The organism is Phytobacter sp. RSE-02, assembly GCF_040578655.1.
GTDB classification, from domain to species: Bacteria; Pseudomonadota; Gammaproteobacteria; order Enterobacterales; family Enterobacteriaceae; genus Phytobacter; species Phytobacter diazotrophicus.
The window spans coordinates 1-14381 of sequence record NZ_JBEULY010000013.1; the positions used below are offsets into that span (position 1 = coordinate 1).

A 14381-nucleotide genomic window follows, 5' to 3' on the forward strand; every position below is an offset into this window, starting at 1 on the left:
ATGCTCGACCTGCTGGGCAAACACCTGGGCGTCAACGTCGCCTCCCTGCTCGGTGACGGCCAGCAGCGCAGCGAAGTGGAAATGCTCGGCTACCTGTTCTTCGTCGGCAACCGTAAGGCGACGCCGCTGCCCTATCAGAGCCAGCCGGATGACAAATGCGACTGGTACCGCCTGCGTCATGACGAGGCGATGACCCCGGATGCCGTGGTGCGTCTGGCGGAAGCCGCGTATGAAAAATACGGCTTCAATGACTTCAAACTGAAAGGCGGCGTACTGGCCGGCGAAGAAGAAGCGGAATCCATTGTCGCCCTGGCGAAGCGCTTCCCGCAGGCCCACGTCACCCTCGACCCGAACGGCGCCTGGTCCCTGAACGAAGCCATCAAAATCGGTAAGTACCTGAAAGGCTCGCTGGCCTATGCGGAAGACCCGTGTGGCGCGGAGCAGGGCTTCTCCGGGCGTGAAGTGATGGCGGAGTTCCGCCGTGCCACCGGCCTGCCGACCGCCACCAACATGATTGCCACCGACTGGCGTCAGATGGGGCACACGCTGTCGCTGCAGTCGGTGGATATCCCGCTGGCGGACCCGCACTTCTGGACCATGCAGGGCTCCGTGCGTGTGGCGCAGATGTGCCATGAGTTCGGCCTGACCTGGGGCTCCCACTCCAACAACCACTTCGACATCTCGCTGGCGATGTTCACCCACGTGGCGGCAGCGGCGCCGGGTAAAATCACCGCCATCGACACCCACTGGATCTGGCAGGAAGGCAACCAGCGTCTGACCCGAGAGCCGTTTGAGATTAAAGGCGGGATGGTGCAGGTGCCGACAACGCCGGGTCTGGGCGTGGAAGTGGATATGGATCAGGTGATGAAGGCGCACGAGCTGTATCAGAAACACGGTCTGGGCGCGCGCGACGATGCAATGGGGATGCAGTACCTTATCCCCGGCTGGACGTTCGACAACAAACGTCCCTGCATGGTGCGTTAACCCATAGTGATTCATACAAGGCCCGCAGGCGTAAACCTGCGGGCTTTTTTACAGCATGTTGATGACCAAGAAACCCAGGGCGGTCATCAGCAATGAGCCAAACACATGCACCATCACCGACGTGATGGCCCACAGATAATTGCCTACCTGTAGCTGGGAAAAAATTTCCAGCGAAAATGTTGAAAACGTGGTCATTCCCCCGCACAGCCCGGTGGTAATCAGTAATCGCCAGGTCGGATCCAGATGTGGCTGTCGCGTGAAGAACGCCAACGCCCCGCCAATAATAAACCCGCCAGTCAGGTTCACCAGCAACGTGCCGGGCGGTAGATTCGGAAAGAGCGCATTCAGGCGCACTGAGAGCAGCCAGCGGATCACGCAGCCAGCCGAACCACCGATAATGACGGCCATGAAAGATTTCAGCATGTTTTCCTCAACAACAATAAAAGTGTCCGAGGCATGCAGGAGAGAAAAAGATAAGCGCCCGACATGCCTCCATTAAAAGAGTCATACCAGGCGTCATCAGCTTCGCTGGGAAGCGGTTGGGTAAGGTGGAACGCCATCACCTTGCATGCATTGTTCAACGTTTTTTGCCGGGAGGCAAGAAAGAAACATTCACACCCAGAATACATCCACATAAATGCAGCGGCACGACACCACGAGCTTTCGTCACATCAGCCCAGCGCAACGCCTTCATTCTGCAACTATAAAACCAAACATAGCCAGTGCAATAAAACATAGCCAATACTATATATAATTGATTTATAAGATATTTTTTGCATTTATGATATTTACATGGCAGCATGACACTCTCTGATATTTGATGCATTTGACCCGTTTCGACACAAACGGGTATTGAAAGGTACGCACATGAGTTTCTACGCACTCCTCATTCTGGCATTTGGGATGTCTATGGATGCCTTCGCGGCATCCATCGGTAAAGGGGCGGCACTTTATCGCCCGCCTCTGAGAGAAGCGCTGCGCACTGGCATCATCTTTGGCGTGGTCGAAGCCATCACTCCGGTGATTGGCTGGGGGATTGGCCTGGCCGCCAGCCAATACGTTATGCGCTGGGATCACTGGATTGCCTTTGCTCTGCTGATGCTGCTCGGCGTGCGTATGGTAGCTGAGGGGATGAAAAAAGACGGACAGGAACCGATAAATGCGCCCAGACGGCACGGCTTTTGGTTACTGGTCACCACCGCTATCGCCACCAGCCTGGACGCTATGGCTGTCGGCGTGGGGCTGGCTTTTCTGGAGGTGAACATTGTCACCACCGCCTTGCTGATAGGTCTTGCCACCACCATTATGGCCACGACAGGGATGCTGCTGGGCCGTTTTCTGGGTGCCGCGATGGGTAAGTGGGCCGAAGTGATGGGCGGCATAGTGCTGATCGGCATCGGCTGCTCCATTTTGCTGGAACACCTGGCAGTCTTTGCCTGATGTTTCCATCCCTTGCCCTGCCCCGAATGGTAACTGTGTCAACAGGTTGAGTCGGCGCTTCAATTCTTCTTAACCGTATTGAATAAAGATCAATTGCCATTCCCGATTATCATCTCCGGCTCTCTTTCCGCATCTTTTATTTCGGTATTTTCGAACAAAAAATTGGGTTAGGGAAAATGAAATTATGCCTCTTAGTTTTACGCTCAATTTAAAGACGCCCTAGCGCGTGTAATGTCTCTTTTTACGCTTTATACACATCCCAGTAACAGACTAAAAATACTTTATTTTTTCTGAAACCGTTGCCTGAAGCGCTATGAACTGCAAAACAGTTTGTTTAGAATATGAAAAGAATTGTCGTTTTTGTAAGTTCATGTATCTGGCATTATTTCGCTAAAACCTGATAGTTATCCAGAATATCAATTAGTAATCACACTAATTTAATAGCTTATTTTGAATGGAGTTCTTATGAAGAAAGTGGGTAAGTGGTTTACCGCACTGGTTGTTGTGGGTGCCCTGGCTGGCTGCGCGCGTACCGCACCGATTGAAAACGTCCGCACAACTGTCGGCACTGGCCATACTGCTGAGCAAGTAAAAAGCGCAATCTTTAAAGCAGGCGTACAGCGCCAATGGATTATGAATGAAGCGGGTCCGGGGGTTATTAAAGCTCGCCAGCAGAACCGCGATCACGTTGCAGAAGTTCGCATTAACTACACTGCAACAGGCTATACCATCAATTATGACAGCAGCCTCAATCTGCAAGCCGCAAACGGTAAAATCCACAAAAACTACAATCGCTGGGTGAATAATCTGGATAAAGACATTCAGGTTAATCTTTCCGCAATATCAGCACATTAAGAAGACATTCAGTTGGACCAGGCCACTGGTCCAATTGCCCTATTTTCACCTCGGACAGGTAAGTGATGTATACAAAGGACACTCTCAGCGCATTGGATGCCATCACAGAAGCGCAGCGTATTGCTTTTGCGCCAATGTTGTTTCAAACCGCACGTTGTTTACGTAATGCCAACGTGCTGACTTACCTTGATAAACAGGGAAAAGCGGGGGCGACAATCGAAGAAATAACAACCCATGTCAGCCTCAGCGAATATGCCATTAGTGTGTTACTGGATATGGGACTGAGCGGAAGAATTGTCATTTGCAAAGAGGGACGTTATTACCTGTCGAAAGTGGGTCATTATCTTCTTCATGATTCAATGACTCGTGTGAATATGGATTTTACTCAGGACGTCTGTTATCAGGGCTTATTCTTTTTAGATCGGTCTTTAAAAGAAACGAAACCCGCAGGACTTAAAGTGTTTAGCGACGCGGAAACCATCTACCCGGTGCTTTCGCAATTACCATCGCCAGTCCGTAAAAGCTGGTTTGCTTTCGATCACTATTATTCCGACGGCGCATTCAATGCCGTGCTGCCGTATGTTTTCGCACATCATCCTGCAATACTTTATGATGTCGGCGGCAACACTGGAAAATGGGCGTTACGTTGCTGCGAATATGATGATGATATCATAGTCACCATTCTTGATTTACCGCAGCAGATAGCATTGGCTCGCCAGAATATTGAAAACGCAGATTTATCGCATCGTATCCACTTCCACGAGGTTGATATGCTCAGCGAGGCATCGCTGCCTGCTGAGGCTGACATCTGGTGGATGAGTCAGTTCCTGGATTGTTTCTCCCCTGAGCAAATCATTGACATACTGGGGCGAATCTCAGCCGCTATGAAGCCAGGAGCACAACTTTACATCCTTGAGCTTTTCTGGGATGCACAGCGATTTGAAGCCGCGTCGTTTAGCCTGAATGCAACATCGCTTTATTTTACCTGTATGGCGAACGGTAATAGCCGCTTCTATAGTGTTGAAAAATTTTACTATTTCCTTGAAGTAGCAGGTTTTAAGGTGGCGCAACGCGTGGATAATCTCGGCGCTGGGCACACCTTATTGATCTGCGAAAAATGTTAATATTTACCTTGTCTGGCGGCCGTGAATCGCGGCGCCAGGTCTATCGTTTTATCGCGGAAGCGCGTTGATGAAATTAGCCCTGAATCTGATCGACTGGCAGGCCCGAGCGCCTGGATTAAGTGAAGTAGCCGAGTGGCAACAATGGTCACGGCAGCCCCACGCCATAAACCCTGACGCGCCACAGGCCAAACTGACAGAACTGCCAATGATGACGGCAAGACGATTAAGTTCAGGCAGTAAGCTCGCCGTAGAATGTGGCTTGTCTATGTTACGTCGCCACAGCATTGATGCGGTACTCTATACCAGTCGTCACGGTGAGCTTGAACGTAACTACCGCATTCTGGAAGCCCTGGCCAATAAGCAGGATGTTTCGCCAACCGATTTTGCGATGTCGGTGCATAACTCTTCCGTGGGTAATCTGACTATCGCGGCGAAACAACCCATTGTCTCTTCCTCTTTATCTGCTGGCATGGACACCTTTCAACAGGGGCTTTGCGAGGTTACCGCACTCCTGCAGGCAGGGTTCAAACGGGTGCTGATGGTGGATTTCGATGGGCATCTGCCGGTCTTTTATCACCCGCATCTGCCCGAGAAAATGCCAACCTGGGCTTACGCTGTCGCGCTGGTCTTTGAGGCTGGCGACGAACTGCTATGTGCCACACAAAGCGGAAGTGATGGCGAAGAGCATCCGTTGCCCCAAAGCATGCAATTTTTGCAGCACTACCTGTGCGACGTCCCTGCCTTTACCATTAGCGGAGAAAAAGTTCAGTGGCAATGGAGCCGTCTATGACACGCCTCGCTGCCCTATTAAACCGCCTGTGGCGGATACCAATGACCGGCTTTTGTTTCGCTCTGTTCGGTCTTGGGGGCGTATTGCTCTCTGTTATCTGGTTTAATCTTTTGTCGCTGGTCATTCGTGACAAACAGACCCGGCGACGTTACGCCCGACGCAGTATTTCAGCCTGCTTTCGCTTTTTTCTGGCCGTTGTCAGATTCGTGGGTGTCCTCGATTACCGGATTGAAGGTGAAGAAATCTTACAACAGGAAAGCGGCTGTCTTGTGGTCGCCAACCATCCGTCGCTTATCGACTATGTCATGATCGCGTCGGTGATGCCGGAAACAGACTGCCTGGTAAAAAGCGCCTTGCTGAAAAACCCGTTTGTGAGCGGTCCCATACGCGCGGCCGACTACCTAATTAACAGCCAGTCAGAGACGCTGCTATCGCAGAGTCAACAGCGTCTTGACCGTGGCGATACCATTTTGATTTTCCCGGAAGGGACACGTACTCGTCCAGGTGAAAAGATGACGTTACAGCGCGGTGCGGCCAATATCGCCGTCCGTTGCGCCAAAGATTTGCGTATCGTTACCATTCATTGCACCGAACATTTTCTGAGTAAGCAGAGCAAATGGTACGACGCCCCACCGTCCAGGCCGCTGTTTACCATAAAAGTTGGCGAACGCGTCCGTATTGATCGTTTTTATGAAGCTGAAACACAAGAACCGGCGCTGGCGGCAAGGCAGCTAAACCGGCATCTTTTACAGCAATTACAATCAGTTGAAATATCTATAGCAGGACTTAATGATGCAAGCGCTTTATCTCGAAATTAAAAATCTTATTATCAACACGTTAAATCTTGATGAGTTGACGGCAGAAGATATCAACACCGATGCAGCATTATTCGGGGATGGGTTGGGTCTGGATTCTATTGACGCGCTTGAGCTTGGTCTGGCGGTGAAAAATCAATATGGCATAGTGCTTTCAGCCGAGAGTGAAGAAATGCGACAGCATTTCTACTCCGTGGCAACGCTGGCCTCTTTCATTCATTCACAACGCGCCTGAGAACGAGTCCTCTATGACAGAACAACGTGCTATCTATCAGGAAGTCTCCGCGCTTCTGACCAAACTGTTTGAAATCGATCCTGACGACATCAAACCTGAGGCCCGCCTGTACGAAGATCTTGAGCTGGACAGCATTGATGCCGTCGACATGATCGTGCAATTACAGAAAAAAACCGGCAAAAAAATCAAACCGGAAGAGTTCAAAGCGGTTCGCACGGTGCAGGATGTTGTCGAAGCGGTAGAACGTCTATTGAAAGAAGCCTGATTCACGGTGCGCGGTTTCAAAGCATTGCCGGGAATAGGTGCAACGACTGGAGTGTTACTGCTGGCCTGGCCATTTATTATTTGGTTTGGCCTGAGGTATAACAGCCTGCAGTGGTTGCTGCCATTGATGGCGGTTATGCTGGTGTTACGCTTACGTCAGGTACGGCAAAAAGCCGGGCCGATGCGCTTTGTTATGCAAAGCGTGGCGTTGGCGGGAATTGTGCTGTGTATCGCCAGCATCCTGCTCAAAACCCATCAGCTTCTGCTGTTTTACCCGGTCGTCGTAAATATCGTGATGCTCACTGTCTTTGGCGGATCGCTGTGGACGGCAATGCCACTGGTCGAACGTCTGGCTCGTCTGCACGATCCCCATCTTCCTCCCGAAGGCATACAGTATACCCGCCGCGTTACCCAGGTGTGGTGCCTGTTTTTCATCATCAACGGGGGGATCGCCCTGTTTACAGCAATGTATGGCGATATGTCGCTATGGGCTGCATGGAACGGCATGATTTCCTATTTGCTGATCGGTGCGCTAATGGGGGGTGAGTGGTTGGTACGTAGCCGGTTAATGAAACGAGAAAAACCATGAATCAGACCCTTCCCCTCGCGCAGTGGCTTAGCACGACTCGTCCGGACGATACGCCCGTGGCCTGGCTTGGTGAGCATACCTGGACGCTGGGGCAGCTTCGTTATGATGTCTCGCGGGTGGTCAATGCGCTGCAACAACAGGATGGCGAGCGCTGGGCGCTATGCTTTGAAAATAGCTATCTGTTTATTGTCGCGCTACTGGCAACGCTGAGCGCAGGAAAAACACCGGTTGTGCCTGGTCACTGCCGTGTCTCATTGCTGGAAGAACAGCGCGCCCTCTTCAATGGGGTTTTAAGCGATAAAACACTGGGTTGGCAAGGCACGCTTCTGGTGGTCAATTCGGCAAAAATAGTGCTGCCACTGGCTGCAACATTACCCACTATCAATGACTGTCAGGTTATCGAGCTCTTTACCTCCGGTTCTACCGGCCAGCCAAAGCGGGTGGTAAAAAGCATTGCCTCGCTCGATCAGGAAGCCCGGCTTCTTGCCACACGCTTTGCCAAACGGCTGGAGGGTTGTAGAGTCGTTGCCTCCGTCCTCCCACAACATCTGTACGGTTTAACGTTTCGTATTTTTCTGCCAATGTCGCTCGGTCTGACGCTACATGCGGCAATGATTTTTTACGCGGAACAACTCAGCGCGGTGTCCTCTCAGCATACTTATCTTTTCGTCAGCAGTCCGGCGTTTCTTAAGCGCCTGGATCGCCAGTTGGCGCCACCTCCCGTCACCATGGTCCTCTCAGCAGGCGGTATGCTGCCATGGAAGGAAGTGATGGATGTACAAAGCTGGTTTGGCATCTGGCCCGATGAAATCTATGGCAGTACGGAAACGGGGGTTCTCGCCTGGCGCCGTCGGTTACAGGATGGCACCCCCTGGCTGCCTTTCCCTGACGTGAGCATTACTGCAGAAGGCGACGCGTTTCGTGTCATATCGCCGATGATTGACGAAAAAGCCGGGTTATTGATTGATGATATTTTGCATTTTGAAGAAAACGGACAGTTTCACCTGCGTGGACGTCGTGGCCGGGTAGTGAAAATCGAAGAAAAACGTATTTCATTAAGTGAGATTGAACGTCGTCTGATGGCGCTGGACGGCATTGTTGATGCCGCAGCGCTCCCTGTATCGCGTGGGGGCCGACAGAGTATTGGCGTGTTGCTGGTGCTAAATGATGCCCTGCGCCAGACCTGGCGAAACAACAATGGCGAGGCGCTGGAACTGTCGTGGCGACGTGCACTCATTCCCTGGCTTGAGCCTGTCGCGATACCTCGCTACTGGCGTGTTATTGATGAAATCCCGGTCAACACTATGAACAAGCGTGTCTATGCGCAATTACAGGAGTTATTTTATGAAACCCCGTGAAATTGAACGTCATCAGACATCGCCAGAGCAGATCAGTGTTGTCCTGTACCTTGACCCAGGGCTGTTCTGGTTTCAGGGGCATTTCAACGTTCAGCCGCTCCTGCCTGGCGTCGCACAACTCGACTGGGTGATGCACTACGCCAGCGAGCTACTTGCGCCGGGGTTTCATTTTCACAGCATCCAGAACGTTAAGTTTCAGTCGCCGTTGGTTCCAGGAAACACGCTGACGCTGACACTGACCTGGCAGGAAGAAAAACAGACGCTGACTTTCTGCTATCAACGTCATGATGGCCAGGCGCGCCATACCGCAAGCAGTGGGAAGATCCGTTTATGTCGCTAACCTACTCCCCTTGCGTGGTGATCCCTTGTTACAACCACGGGGCGATGATGGCGCGCGTACTAGCTCGTCTTGCGCCGTTTCAACTGCCGTGCATTGTTGTTGACGATGGTAGTGACGACGATACCCGCCGGATCCTTGATGATCTCACCGCCAGTCATCCCACGTTAACCTTGATCCGCCTCACACGGAACGTCGGAAAAGGTGTTGCCGTCATTCGCGGCCTGGAGGCAGCGGAACAGGCGGGCTTTACCCACGCGGTACAGGTTGATGCCGACGGGCAGCATGCCATTGAAGATATTCCGGCACTGCTGACGCTGTCAAAACAGCACCCGGACGCGCTGATATCTGGTCAGCCCATCTATGACAGTTCTATTCCGCGTTCACGTCTGTATGGCCGTTGGGTTACCCATATCTGGGTGTGGATCGAAACACTCTCACTGCAACTCAAAGACAGCATGTGCGGGTTTCGCGTCTATCCCGTCGCACCGACCCTGCAGTTGGCAAAACGCGCCAGACTCGGTCAGCGAATGGATTTTGATACCGAAGTGATGGTGCGTCTCTACTGGCAGGGCAATACCAGTTACTTTGTGCCGACACGCGTGACCTACCCGCTGGATGGCCTGTCACACTTTGACGCCCTGAAAGACAATATTCGTATTTCACTGATGCATACGCGTCTGTTTTTCGGCATGTTGCCGCGTATCCCTTCGCTGCTGTTTCGTCGCCGCCACTCACACTGGGCAAAGCAGCGGGAAGTGAAAGGGCTATGGGGAATGCGGATCATGCTGACCGTCTGGCGATTCCTTGGACGCCGTGCATTTTCACTGTTGCTCAGACCGGTGGTGGCGGTTTACTGGCTAACGGCCACATCCGCACGCCACGCTTCGCAAGGGTGGATTGGCCGCGTTAAAGCGCAGCTTGCCAGTCGCGGTCTGCCAGAGCCTTCGCACCTCAATAGCTATCAGCATTTCCTGCGCTTTGGCAATGCCATGCTCGATAAAGTGGCGAGCTGGCGCGGTGAACTTCGTCTGGATCGCGATGTGGTCTTTGCTGAGGGCGCAAAAGCAGCGCTGGGAGTTGAATCGCCACAAGGGAAACTGCTGTTGGCATCGCATCTGGGCGATGTTGAAGCGTGCCGCGCGCTGGCGCAACTGGATGGCACTAAAACCATTAATGCGCTGGTCTTTAGTGAAAATGCACAGCGCTTTAAGCAAATCATGCAAGAGATGGCGCCTCAGGCGGGGCTCAATCTGTTGCCTGTGAACGATATTGGGCCAGACACCGCGATAGTGCTCAAAGAGAAGCTGGATCGCGGAGAGTGGGTGGCGATTGTCGGCGACCGCATTGCCGTGAAGCGCCAGCGGGGTAGCGACTGGCGAGTGGTCTGGAGCCCGTTTATGGGTCAACTCGCCCCTTTCCCGCAGGGTCCGTTTATCCTCGCATCCATTTTGCGCTGCCCCGTAGTGCTTATTTTCGCCATCCAGCAACAGAACAAACTGCATATACACTGCGAACCCTTTGCCGATCCACTGCTACTGCCTCGTCCGCAACGCCAGGCAGCACTGCAAGACGCGGTCAACCGCTATGCCGCCCGGCTTGAACACTACGCGCTGCTCTCGCCACTGGATTGGTTCAACTTTTTCGATTTCTGGCAGTTGCCAGATGCAGTCACCGATAAGGAGTAAAGGTGCTTAACGATCCCCGTTTTACAGCCGAAGTAGAGCTAACCATTGCGTTTCATGACGTCGATATGATGGGCGTGGTGTGGCACGGCAACTACTTCCGCTATTTTGAGATTGCCCGCGAAGCCCTCCTGAATCAGTTCAATTACGGCTATCGCCAGATGAAAGAATCAGGCTATGTCTGGCCGGTGGTTGACACCCGGGTGAAATATCGCGATGTGTTGACCTTCGAACAGCGTATCCGCGTTCGGGCAACGCTTGAAGAGTATGAAAACCGCCTGCGGATCGCCTATCAAATTTTTGATGCGGCAACAGGTAAACGCACCACCACTGGCTACACCATCCAGGTTGCCGTCGAGGAGAAAAGCCGCGAGCTGTGCTTTATCAGTCCGCCGGTTCTGTTTGAATGCATAGGAGTTACGCCATGAAGTACTGGCCCCTGCTTATGTTATTGCTCAGCCCATGGGTTAACGCCGTCACGCTTGATGAACTCCAGCAACGTTTCACCGAACAGCCGGTCATCCGCGCCCATTTTGCCCAGACGCGAGTAATAAAAGATCTACCGCAGCCGCTACGCTCTCAGGGTGAAATGCTGATTGCCCGCGATAAAGGTCTGCTTTGGGATCAAAAAGCGCCGTTTCCGATGATGCTGATGCTGGATGACTCCCGCATGGTGCAGGTCGTCAATAATCAGCCTGCGCAGGTGATTACCGCCGAAAATAATCCGCAAATGTTCCAGTTTAATCACCTGTTGCGCGCGCTGTTTCAGGCCGATCGTCACGTACTGGAGCAAAACTTCCGTATCGAGTTTCATGACAAGGGCGAAGGGCGCTGGACGCTTAGCCTGACGCCTGTCACTACGCCGCTGGATAAGATCTTCGCGTCGATCGACCTCGCCGGACAGACCTATCTTGAGTCGATCCAGCTTAACGATAAACAGGGCGATCGTACCGATATTGCCCTTTCCCAACACCGACTGACGCCAGCTACGCTTACCGATGACGAACGCCAACGCTTTGCCGCACACTAACGCCCGTCGCGCGATGCTGCTGTGGGTCTGCGCCTGCCTTGCGATGCTGGGTATCCTGCTCATGCTCATCCCACAGGCCAGAATGAATAGCAGCGTGCTGGCAATGCTGCCCAAACAGGCGATGGGGGCCATTCCGCCGGCGCTCAACGATGGCTTTATGCAGCGCCTGGACAGGCAGCTTGTCTGGCTGGTCAGCCCCGGTAAAACCGCCAACCCGGCGGTGGCTCAGGCATGGTATGCACAACTCAGTAAAACGCCAGAACTGGTTGACGTAAAAGGGCCAATGGATGCCGTCAGTCAGCAGGCATGGGGCACTTTTTTCTGGCAGCATCGCAACGCACTGATTGATAGCGTCACACGCGAACGCCTGCAAAACGGCGGAGAAAAACAGGCGCAATGGATCCTGTCACAGCTTTACTCAGGGTTTTCCGGTGTCAGTGGTAAGGAGTTGCAAAACGATCCGCTGATGCTGATGCGCGGACAGCAAATGGCGATGGCGCAAAATAGCCAGCGCTTGCGGTTAATGGGCGGCTGGCTGGTTACCCAGGACGATGACGGCAATTACTGGTATTTGCTGCACGGCGAACTGACGGGCAACTCTTTCGATATGCAGCAAACCCATCAGTTGGTTAACCGTCTCGCCGCGCTGGAACAAACGCTCACGGCGCAGTATCCGCAGGCCCGCCTGCTATCGCGCGGGACGATGTTCTATAGCGATTACGCCAGCCAACAGGCAAAGCGCGATATCTCAACGCTTGGCGTGGCGACAATCCTGGGGGTGATTCTGCTGATTGTCGCTACCTTCCGCTCAGTGCTGCCGCTTTTGCTGTGCCTTGTTTCTATAGCCATCGGCGCGCTTGCCGGTACAGTCGCCACCTTGCTGCTTTTCGGCGAACTTCATCTGATGACGCTGGTCATGAGCATGAGCATTATCGGTATCTCTGCAGATTACACGCTCTACTATCTGACAGAACGGATGGTACATGGCGAGCACGCCACACCGTGGCAAAGCCTGACAAAGGTACGCAAAACGCTGCTGCTTGCGCTGCTCACCACTGTGGCCGCTTACCTTATCATGATGCTTGCCCCCTTCCCCGGCATTCGCCAGATGGCCGTATTCGCCGCCTGCGGCCTCAGTGCCGCCTGTCTGACGGTTATCTTCTGGCACCCGTGGCTCTGTCGTGGGCTGCCGGTACGTCCCGTACCGGCAATGGCACTTATGTTGCGCTGGCTGGCTGCCTGGCGACGCAACAAGGCCCTCTGCATTGGACTCCCCACGGCACTCGCGCTCTTCTCGCTGGCGGGGCTTTCCCGCCTGCATGTTGATGACGATATCGCACAACTACAAGCGCTACCGCAGTCTATTCTGGCGCAGGAAAAAGCCATCACCCGCCTGACCGGACAGAGCGTCGATCAAAAGTGGTTTGTGGTGTATGGCGATACCCCGGAAGAGACGCTGACCCGCATGGAGAATTTTATCCCGGCCCTTGAACAATCGCGCCGCGAAGGGAAGTTAGGCGGCTGGCGCACGGTTCCACTCAATTCGATGGCCCGCCAGCAGCAAGACCTTTTGCTCTTACAGCAGGCGGTACCGACAGTGAAGAAGACACTGCAGAGCGCCGGGCTAACCAACATCGATCCCGATCTGAGCCCAATGACCGTCTCCGTGGACGCATGGCTTGCCAGCCCGGCCAGTGAAGGCTGGCGTCTGATGTGGCTGACGATGCCAGGCGGCGCAAGCGGTGTGCTGATTCCGGTTAGCGACGTTAAAGAAAGCGCTGCGCTGAGTGCGCTGGCTCAAAAACAATCGGGCATAGCCTGGGTGGACCGAAAACAGACGTTCGATTCACTCTTTGCGCTGTATCGCGGTGTTCTGACCAGCCTCCTGGCGGTGGCGCTGGCGGTGATTGCTTGCGGTGCGATGGCACGCCTGGGCTGGCGTAAGGGGCTTATCAGCATGGTACCCTCGGTGTTATCACTGAGCTGCGGGCTGGCGGTGCTCTCCTTGAGCGGTCATTCGGTGAATTTGTTCTCACTACTGGCGTTGGTGTTAGTACTGGGTATCGGCATCAATTACACGCTGTTTTTCAGCAACCCACAGGGAACACCCCTGACGTCGCTGCTGGCTATCACGCTTGCGATGCTCACCACCCTGATGACACTGGGCATGTTGGTCTTTAGCGCCACCCAGGCAATCAGCAGCTTCGGCATTGTCCTTATCAGCGGTATTTTTACCGCATACCTGCTTTCCCCGCTGGCGATGCCCAATAAAAAAAGAGAAAAAAGATGACGATACGAAATTTCTGGCAGGCCTGCGCCCTTGGCGCAACACTCCTGCTGGCAGGCTGTAGCCACTCAACGAAACAGGATGAAAACGGTCGCCCTCAGGCCTGGCTGGAACCCGGCGCTCGCGTCACACTTCCCGCCCCCGGCATTACACCTGCGGTGAGTTCACAGCAATTGCTTACCGGTACCTTTAACGGGCAAACGCAGTCGCTGATGGTGATGCTCAACGCGGATGAGAAAAAAGTCACCTTAGCCGGGCTGTCATCTGTCGGTATCCGACTGTTCCTGGCCACCTATGACGACAAAGGGCTGCATACCGAACAGTCGATCATCGTGCCGCAGCTCCCACCCGCCAGCCAGGTGCTGGCAGATGTGATGCTCAGCCACTGGCCGCTTTCAGCCTGGCAGCCGCAGTTGCCGAAGGGCTGGACGCTGCGCGATATCGGCAACAAGCGCGAGCTACGCAATGCGCGTGGCAAGCTGATCACTGAGATCATCTATTTGCAGCGCAAAGGCAAACGCGAGCCGATTAGCATTGAGCAGCATGTTTTCAAATACCACATCACCATTCAATATTTGGGTGACTGAT

General features: G+C 53.5%; 17 protein-coding genes and 1 riboswitch. Of the genes, 16 read left to right on the forward strand and 1 reads right to left on the reverse strand.

Going from position 1 to position 14381, the window contains the following annotated elements:
* A partial coding sequence (locus ABU190_RS21520) for an enolase C-terminal domain-like protein (protein ID WP_354692345.1) occupies positions 1–984 on the forward strand: 984 nt, incomplete at its 5' end.
* Positions 985–1032: 48 nt separating this feature from the next.
* Here the strand turns inward: ABU190_RS21520 and crcB are convergent.
* On the reverse strand, positions 1033–1407 hold the full coding sequence (gene crcB / locus ABU190_RS21525; RefSeq protein WP_354692346.1) for a fluoride efflux transporter CrcB: 375 nt from the start codon (positions 1405–1407) through the stop codon (positions 1033–1035).
* Between the two features lie 80 nt (positions 1408–1487).
* Positions 1488–1557, reverse strand: a riboswitch (Fluoride riboswitch).
* Between the two features lie 294 nt (positions 1558–1851).
* Between crcB and mntP the strand changes: the two genes are divergently transcribed.
* From mntP to ABU190_RS21600, 15 genes are all read left to right on the forward strand, one after another.
* Positions 1852–2424: a manganese efflux pump MntP gene (mntP, locus tag ABU190_RS21530; protein WP_354692347.1), complete on the forward strand. Its 573-nt coding sequence runs from the start codon at positions 1852–1854 to the stop codon at positions 2422–2424.
* A gap of 465 nt (positions 2425–2889) precedes the next feature.
* Entirely contained in the window at positions 2890–3279 is a 390-nt protein-coding gene (locus ABU190_RS21535; protein ID WP_039077942.1) for a lipoprotein, read from the forward strand.
* Between the two features lie 65 nt (positions 3280–3344).
* Positions 3345–4403, forward strand: coding sequence for a methyltransferase (locus ABU190_RS21540; protein ID WP_354692348.1), 1059 nt, complete (start codon positions 3345–3347; stop codon positions 4401–4403).
* Between the two features lie 67 nt (positions 4404–4470).
* Positions 4471–5193, forward strand: a complete 723-nt coding sequence (locus ABU190_RS21545; RefSeq protein ID WP_354692349.1) for a beta-ketoacyl synthase chain length factor — start codon at positions 4471–4473, stop codon at positions 5191–5193.
* Positions 5190–6011, forward strand: a complete 822-nt coding sequence (locus ABU190_RS21550; RefSeq protein ID WP_354692350.1) for a lysophospholipid acyltransferase family protein — start codon at positions 5190–5192, stop codon at positions 6009–6011. The genes ABU190_RS21545 and ABU190_RS21550 overlap by 4 nt, the downstream gene beginning before the upstream one ends.
* Entirely contained in the window at positions 5986–6243 is a 258-nt protein-coding gene (locus ABU190_RS21555) for a phosphopantetheine-binding protein (RefSeq protein ID WP_039077946.1), read from the forward strand. Before ABU190_RS21550 ends, ABU190_RS21555 begins: the two co-directional genes overlap by 26 nt.
* A 13-nt stretch (positions 6244–6256) precedes the next feature.
* Positions 6257–6508, forward strand: a complete 252-nt coding sequence (locus ABU190_RS21560; RefSeq protein WP_039077947.1) for an acyl carrier protein — start codon at positions 6257–6259, stop codon at positions 6506–6508.
* Between the two features lie 6 nt (positions 6509–6514).
* Complete coding sequence (locus ABU190_RS21565) at positions 6515–7096, forward strand: hypothetical protein (protein WP_354692351.1); 582 nt, start codon at positions 6515–6517, stop codon at positions 7094–7096.
* On the forward strand, positions 7093–8454 hold the full coding sequence (locus ABU190_RS21570; RefSeq protein WP_354692352.1) for an acyl-CoA synthetase: 1362 nt from the start codon (positions 7093–7095) through the stop codon (positions 8452–8454). Before ABU190_RS21565 ends, ABU190_RS21570 begins: the two co-directional genes overlap by 4 nt.
* Positions 8441–8794: a hydroxymyristoyl-ACP dehydratase gene (locus ABU190_RS21575; protein WP_354692353.1), complete on the forward strand. Its 354-nt coding sequence runs from the start codon at positions 8441–8443 to the stop codon at positions 8792–8794. The genes ABU190_RS21570 and ABU190_RS21575 overlap by 14 nt, the downstream gene beginning before the upstream one ends.
* Positions 8785–10479 carry a glycosyltransferase gene (locus ABU190_RS21580; protein WP_354692354.1) on the forward strand — a complete coding sequence of 565 codons (1695 nt, stop codon included), beginning with the start codon at positions 8785–8787 and terminating at the stop codon, positions 10477–10479. Before ABU190_RS21575 ends, ABU190_RS21580 begins: the two co-directional genes overlap by 10 nt.
* Positions 10480–10481: 2 nt before the next feature.
* A complete protein-coding gene (locus ABU190_RS21585) occupies positions 10482–10904 on the forward strand; it encodes a thioesterase family protein (RefSeq protein ID WP_354692355.1) in 423 nt (140 codons plus the stop codon).
* Positions 10901–11506, forward strand: a complete 606-nt coding sequence (locus ABU190_RS21590) for an outer membrane lipoprotein carrier protein LolA (RefSeq protein ID WP_039077953.1) — start codon at positions 10901–10903, stop codon at positions 11504–11506. Before ABU190_RS21585 ends, ABU190_RS21590 begins: the two co-directional genes overlap by 4 nt.
* Positions 11475–13796 carry an MMPL family transporter gene (locus ABU190_RS21595; RefSeq protein WP_354692356.1) on the forward strand — a complete coding sequence of 774 codons (2322 nt, stop codon included), beginning with the start codon at positions 11475–11477 and terminating at the stop codon, positions 13794–13796. Before ABU190_RS21590 ends, ABU190_RS21595 begins: the two co-directional genes overlap by 32 nt.
* Complete coding sequence (locus ABU190_RS21600; RefSeq protein ID WP_354692357.1) at positions 13793–14380, forward strand: DUF3261 domain-containing protein; 588 nt, start codon at positions 13793–13795, stop codon at positions 14378–14380. The genes ABU190_RS21595 and ABU190_RS21600 overlap by 4 nt, the downstream gene beginning before the upstream one ends.
* Position 14381 lies beyond the last annotated feature (1 nt).

What these genes read in the sequence shown, in the direction of transcription:
- ABU190_RS21570 (WP_354692352.1), top strand. Translation starts at nt 7,093, where the DNA reads ATGAATCAGACCCTTCCCCTCGCGCAGTGGCTTAGCACGACTCGTCCG.
- ABU190_RS21560 (WP_039077947.1), top strand. Translation starts at nt 6,257, where the DNA reads ATGACAGAACAACGTGCTATCTATCAGGAAGTCTCCGCGCTTCTGACC.
- ABU190_RS21600 (WP_354692357.1), top strand. Translation starts at nt 13,793, where the DNA reads ATGACGATACGAAATTTCTGGCAGGCCTGCGCCCTTGGCGCAACACTC.
- ABU190_RS21595 (WP_354692356.1), top strand. Translation starts at nt 11,475, where the DNA reads ATGACGAACGCCAACGCTTTGCCGCACACTAACGCCCGTCGCGCGATG.
- crcB (WP_354692346.1), bottom strand. Translation starts at nt 1,407, where the DNA reads ATGCTGAAATCTTTCATGGCCGTCATTATCGGTGGTTCGGCTGGCTGC.
- mntP (WP_354692347.1), top strand. Translation starts at nt 1,852, where the DNA reads ATGAGTTTCTACGCACTCCTCATTCTGGCATTTGGGATGTCTATGGAT.
- ABU190_RS21575 (WP_354692353.1), top strand. Translation starts at nt 8,441, where the DNA reads ATGAAACCCCGTGAAATTGAACGTCATCAGACATCGCCAGAGCAGATC.
- ABU190_RS21550 (WP_354692350.1), top strand. Translation starts at nt 5,190, where the DNA reads ATGACACGCCTCGCTGCCCTATTAAACCGCCTGTGGCGGATACCAATG.
- ABU190_RS21580 (WP_354692354.1), top strand. Translation starts at nt 8,785, where the DNA reads ATGTCGCTAACCTACTCCCCTTGCGTGGTGATCCCTTGTTACAACCAC.
- ABU190_RS21545 (WP_354692349.1), top strand. Translation starts at nt 4,471, where the DNA reads ATGAAATTAGCCCTGAATCTGATCGACTGGCAGGCCCGAGCGCCTGGA.
- ABU190_RS21535 (WP_039077942.1), top strand. Translation starts at nt 2,890, where the DNA reads ATGAAGAAAGTGGGTAAGTGGTTTACCGCACTGGTTGTTGTGGGTGCC.
- ABU190_RS21555 (WP_039077946.1), top strand. Translation starts at nt 5,986, where the DNA reads ATGCAAGCGCTTTATCTCGAAATTAAAAATCTTATTATCAACACGTTA.
- ABU190_RS21590 (WP_039077953.1), top strand. Translation starts at nt 10,901, where the DNA reads ATGAAGTACTGGCCCCTGCTTATGTTATTGCTCAGCCCATGGGTTAAC.
- ABU190_RS21540 (WP_354692348.1), top strand. Translation starts at nt 3,345, where the DNA reads ATGTATACAAAGGACACTCTCAGCGCATTGGATGCCATCACAGAAGCG.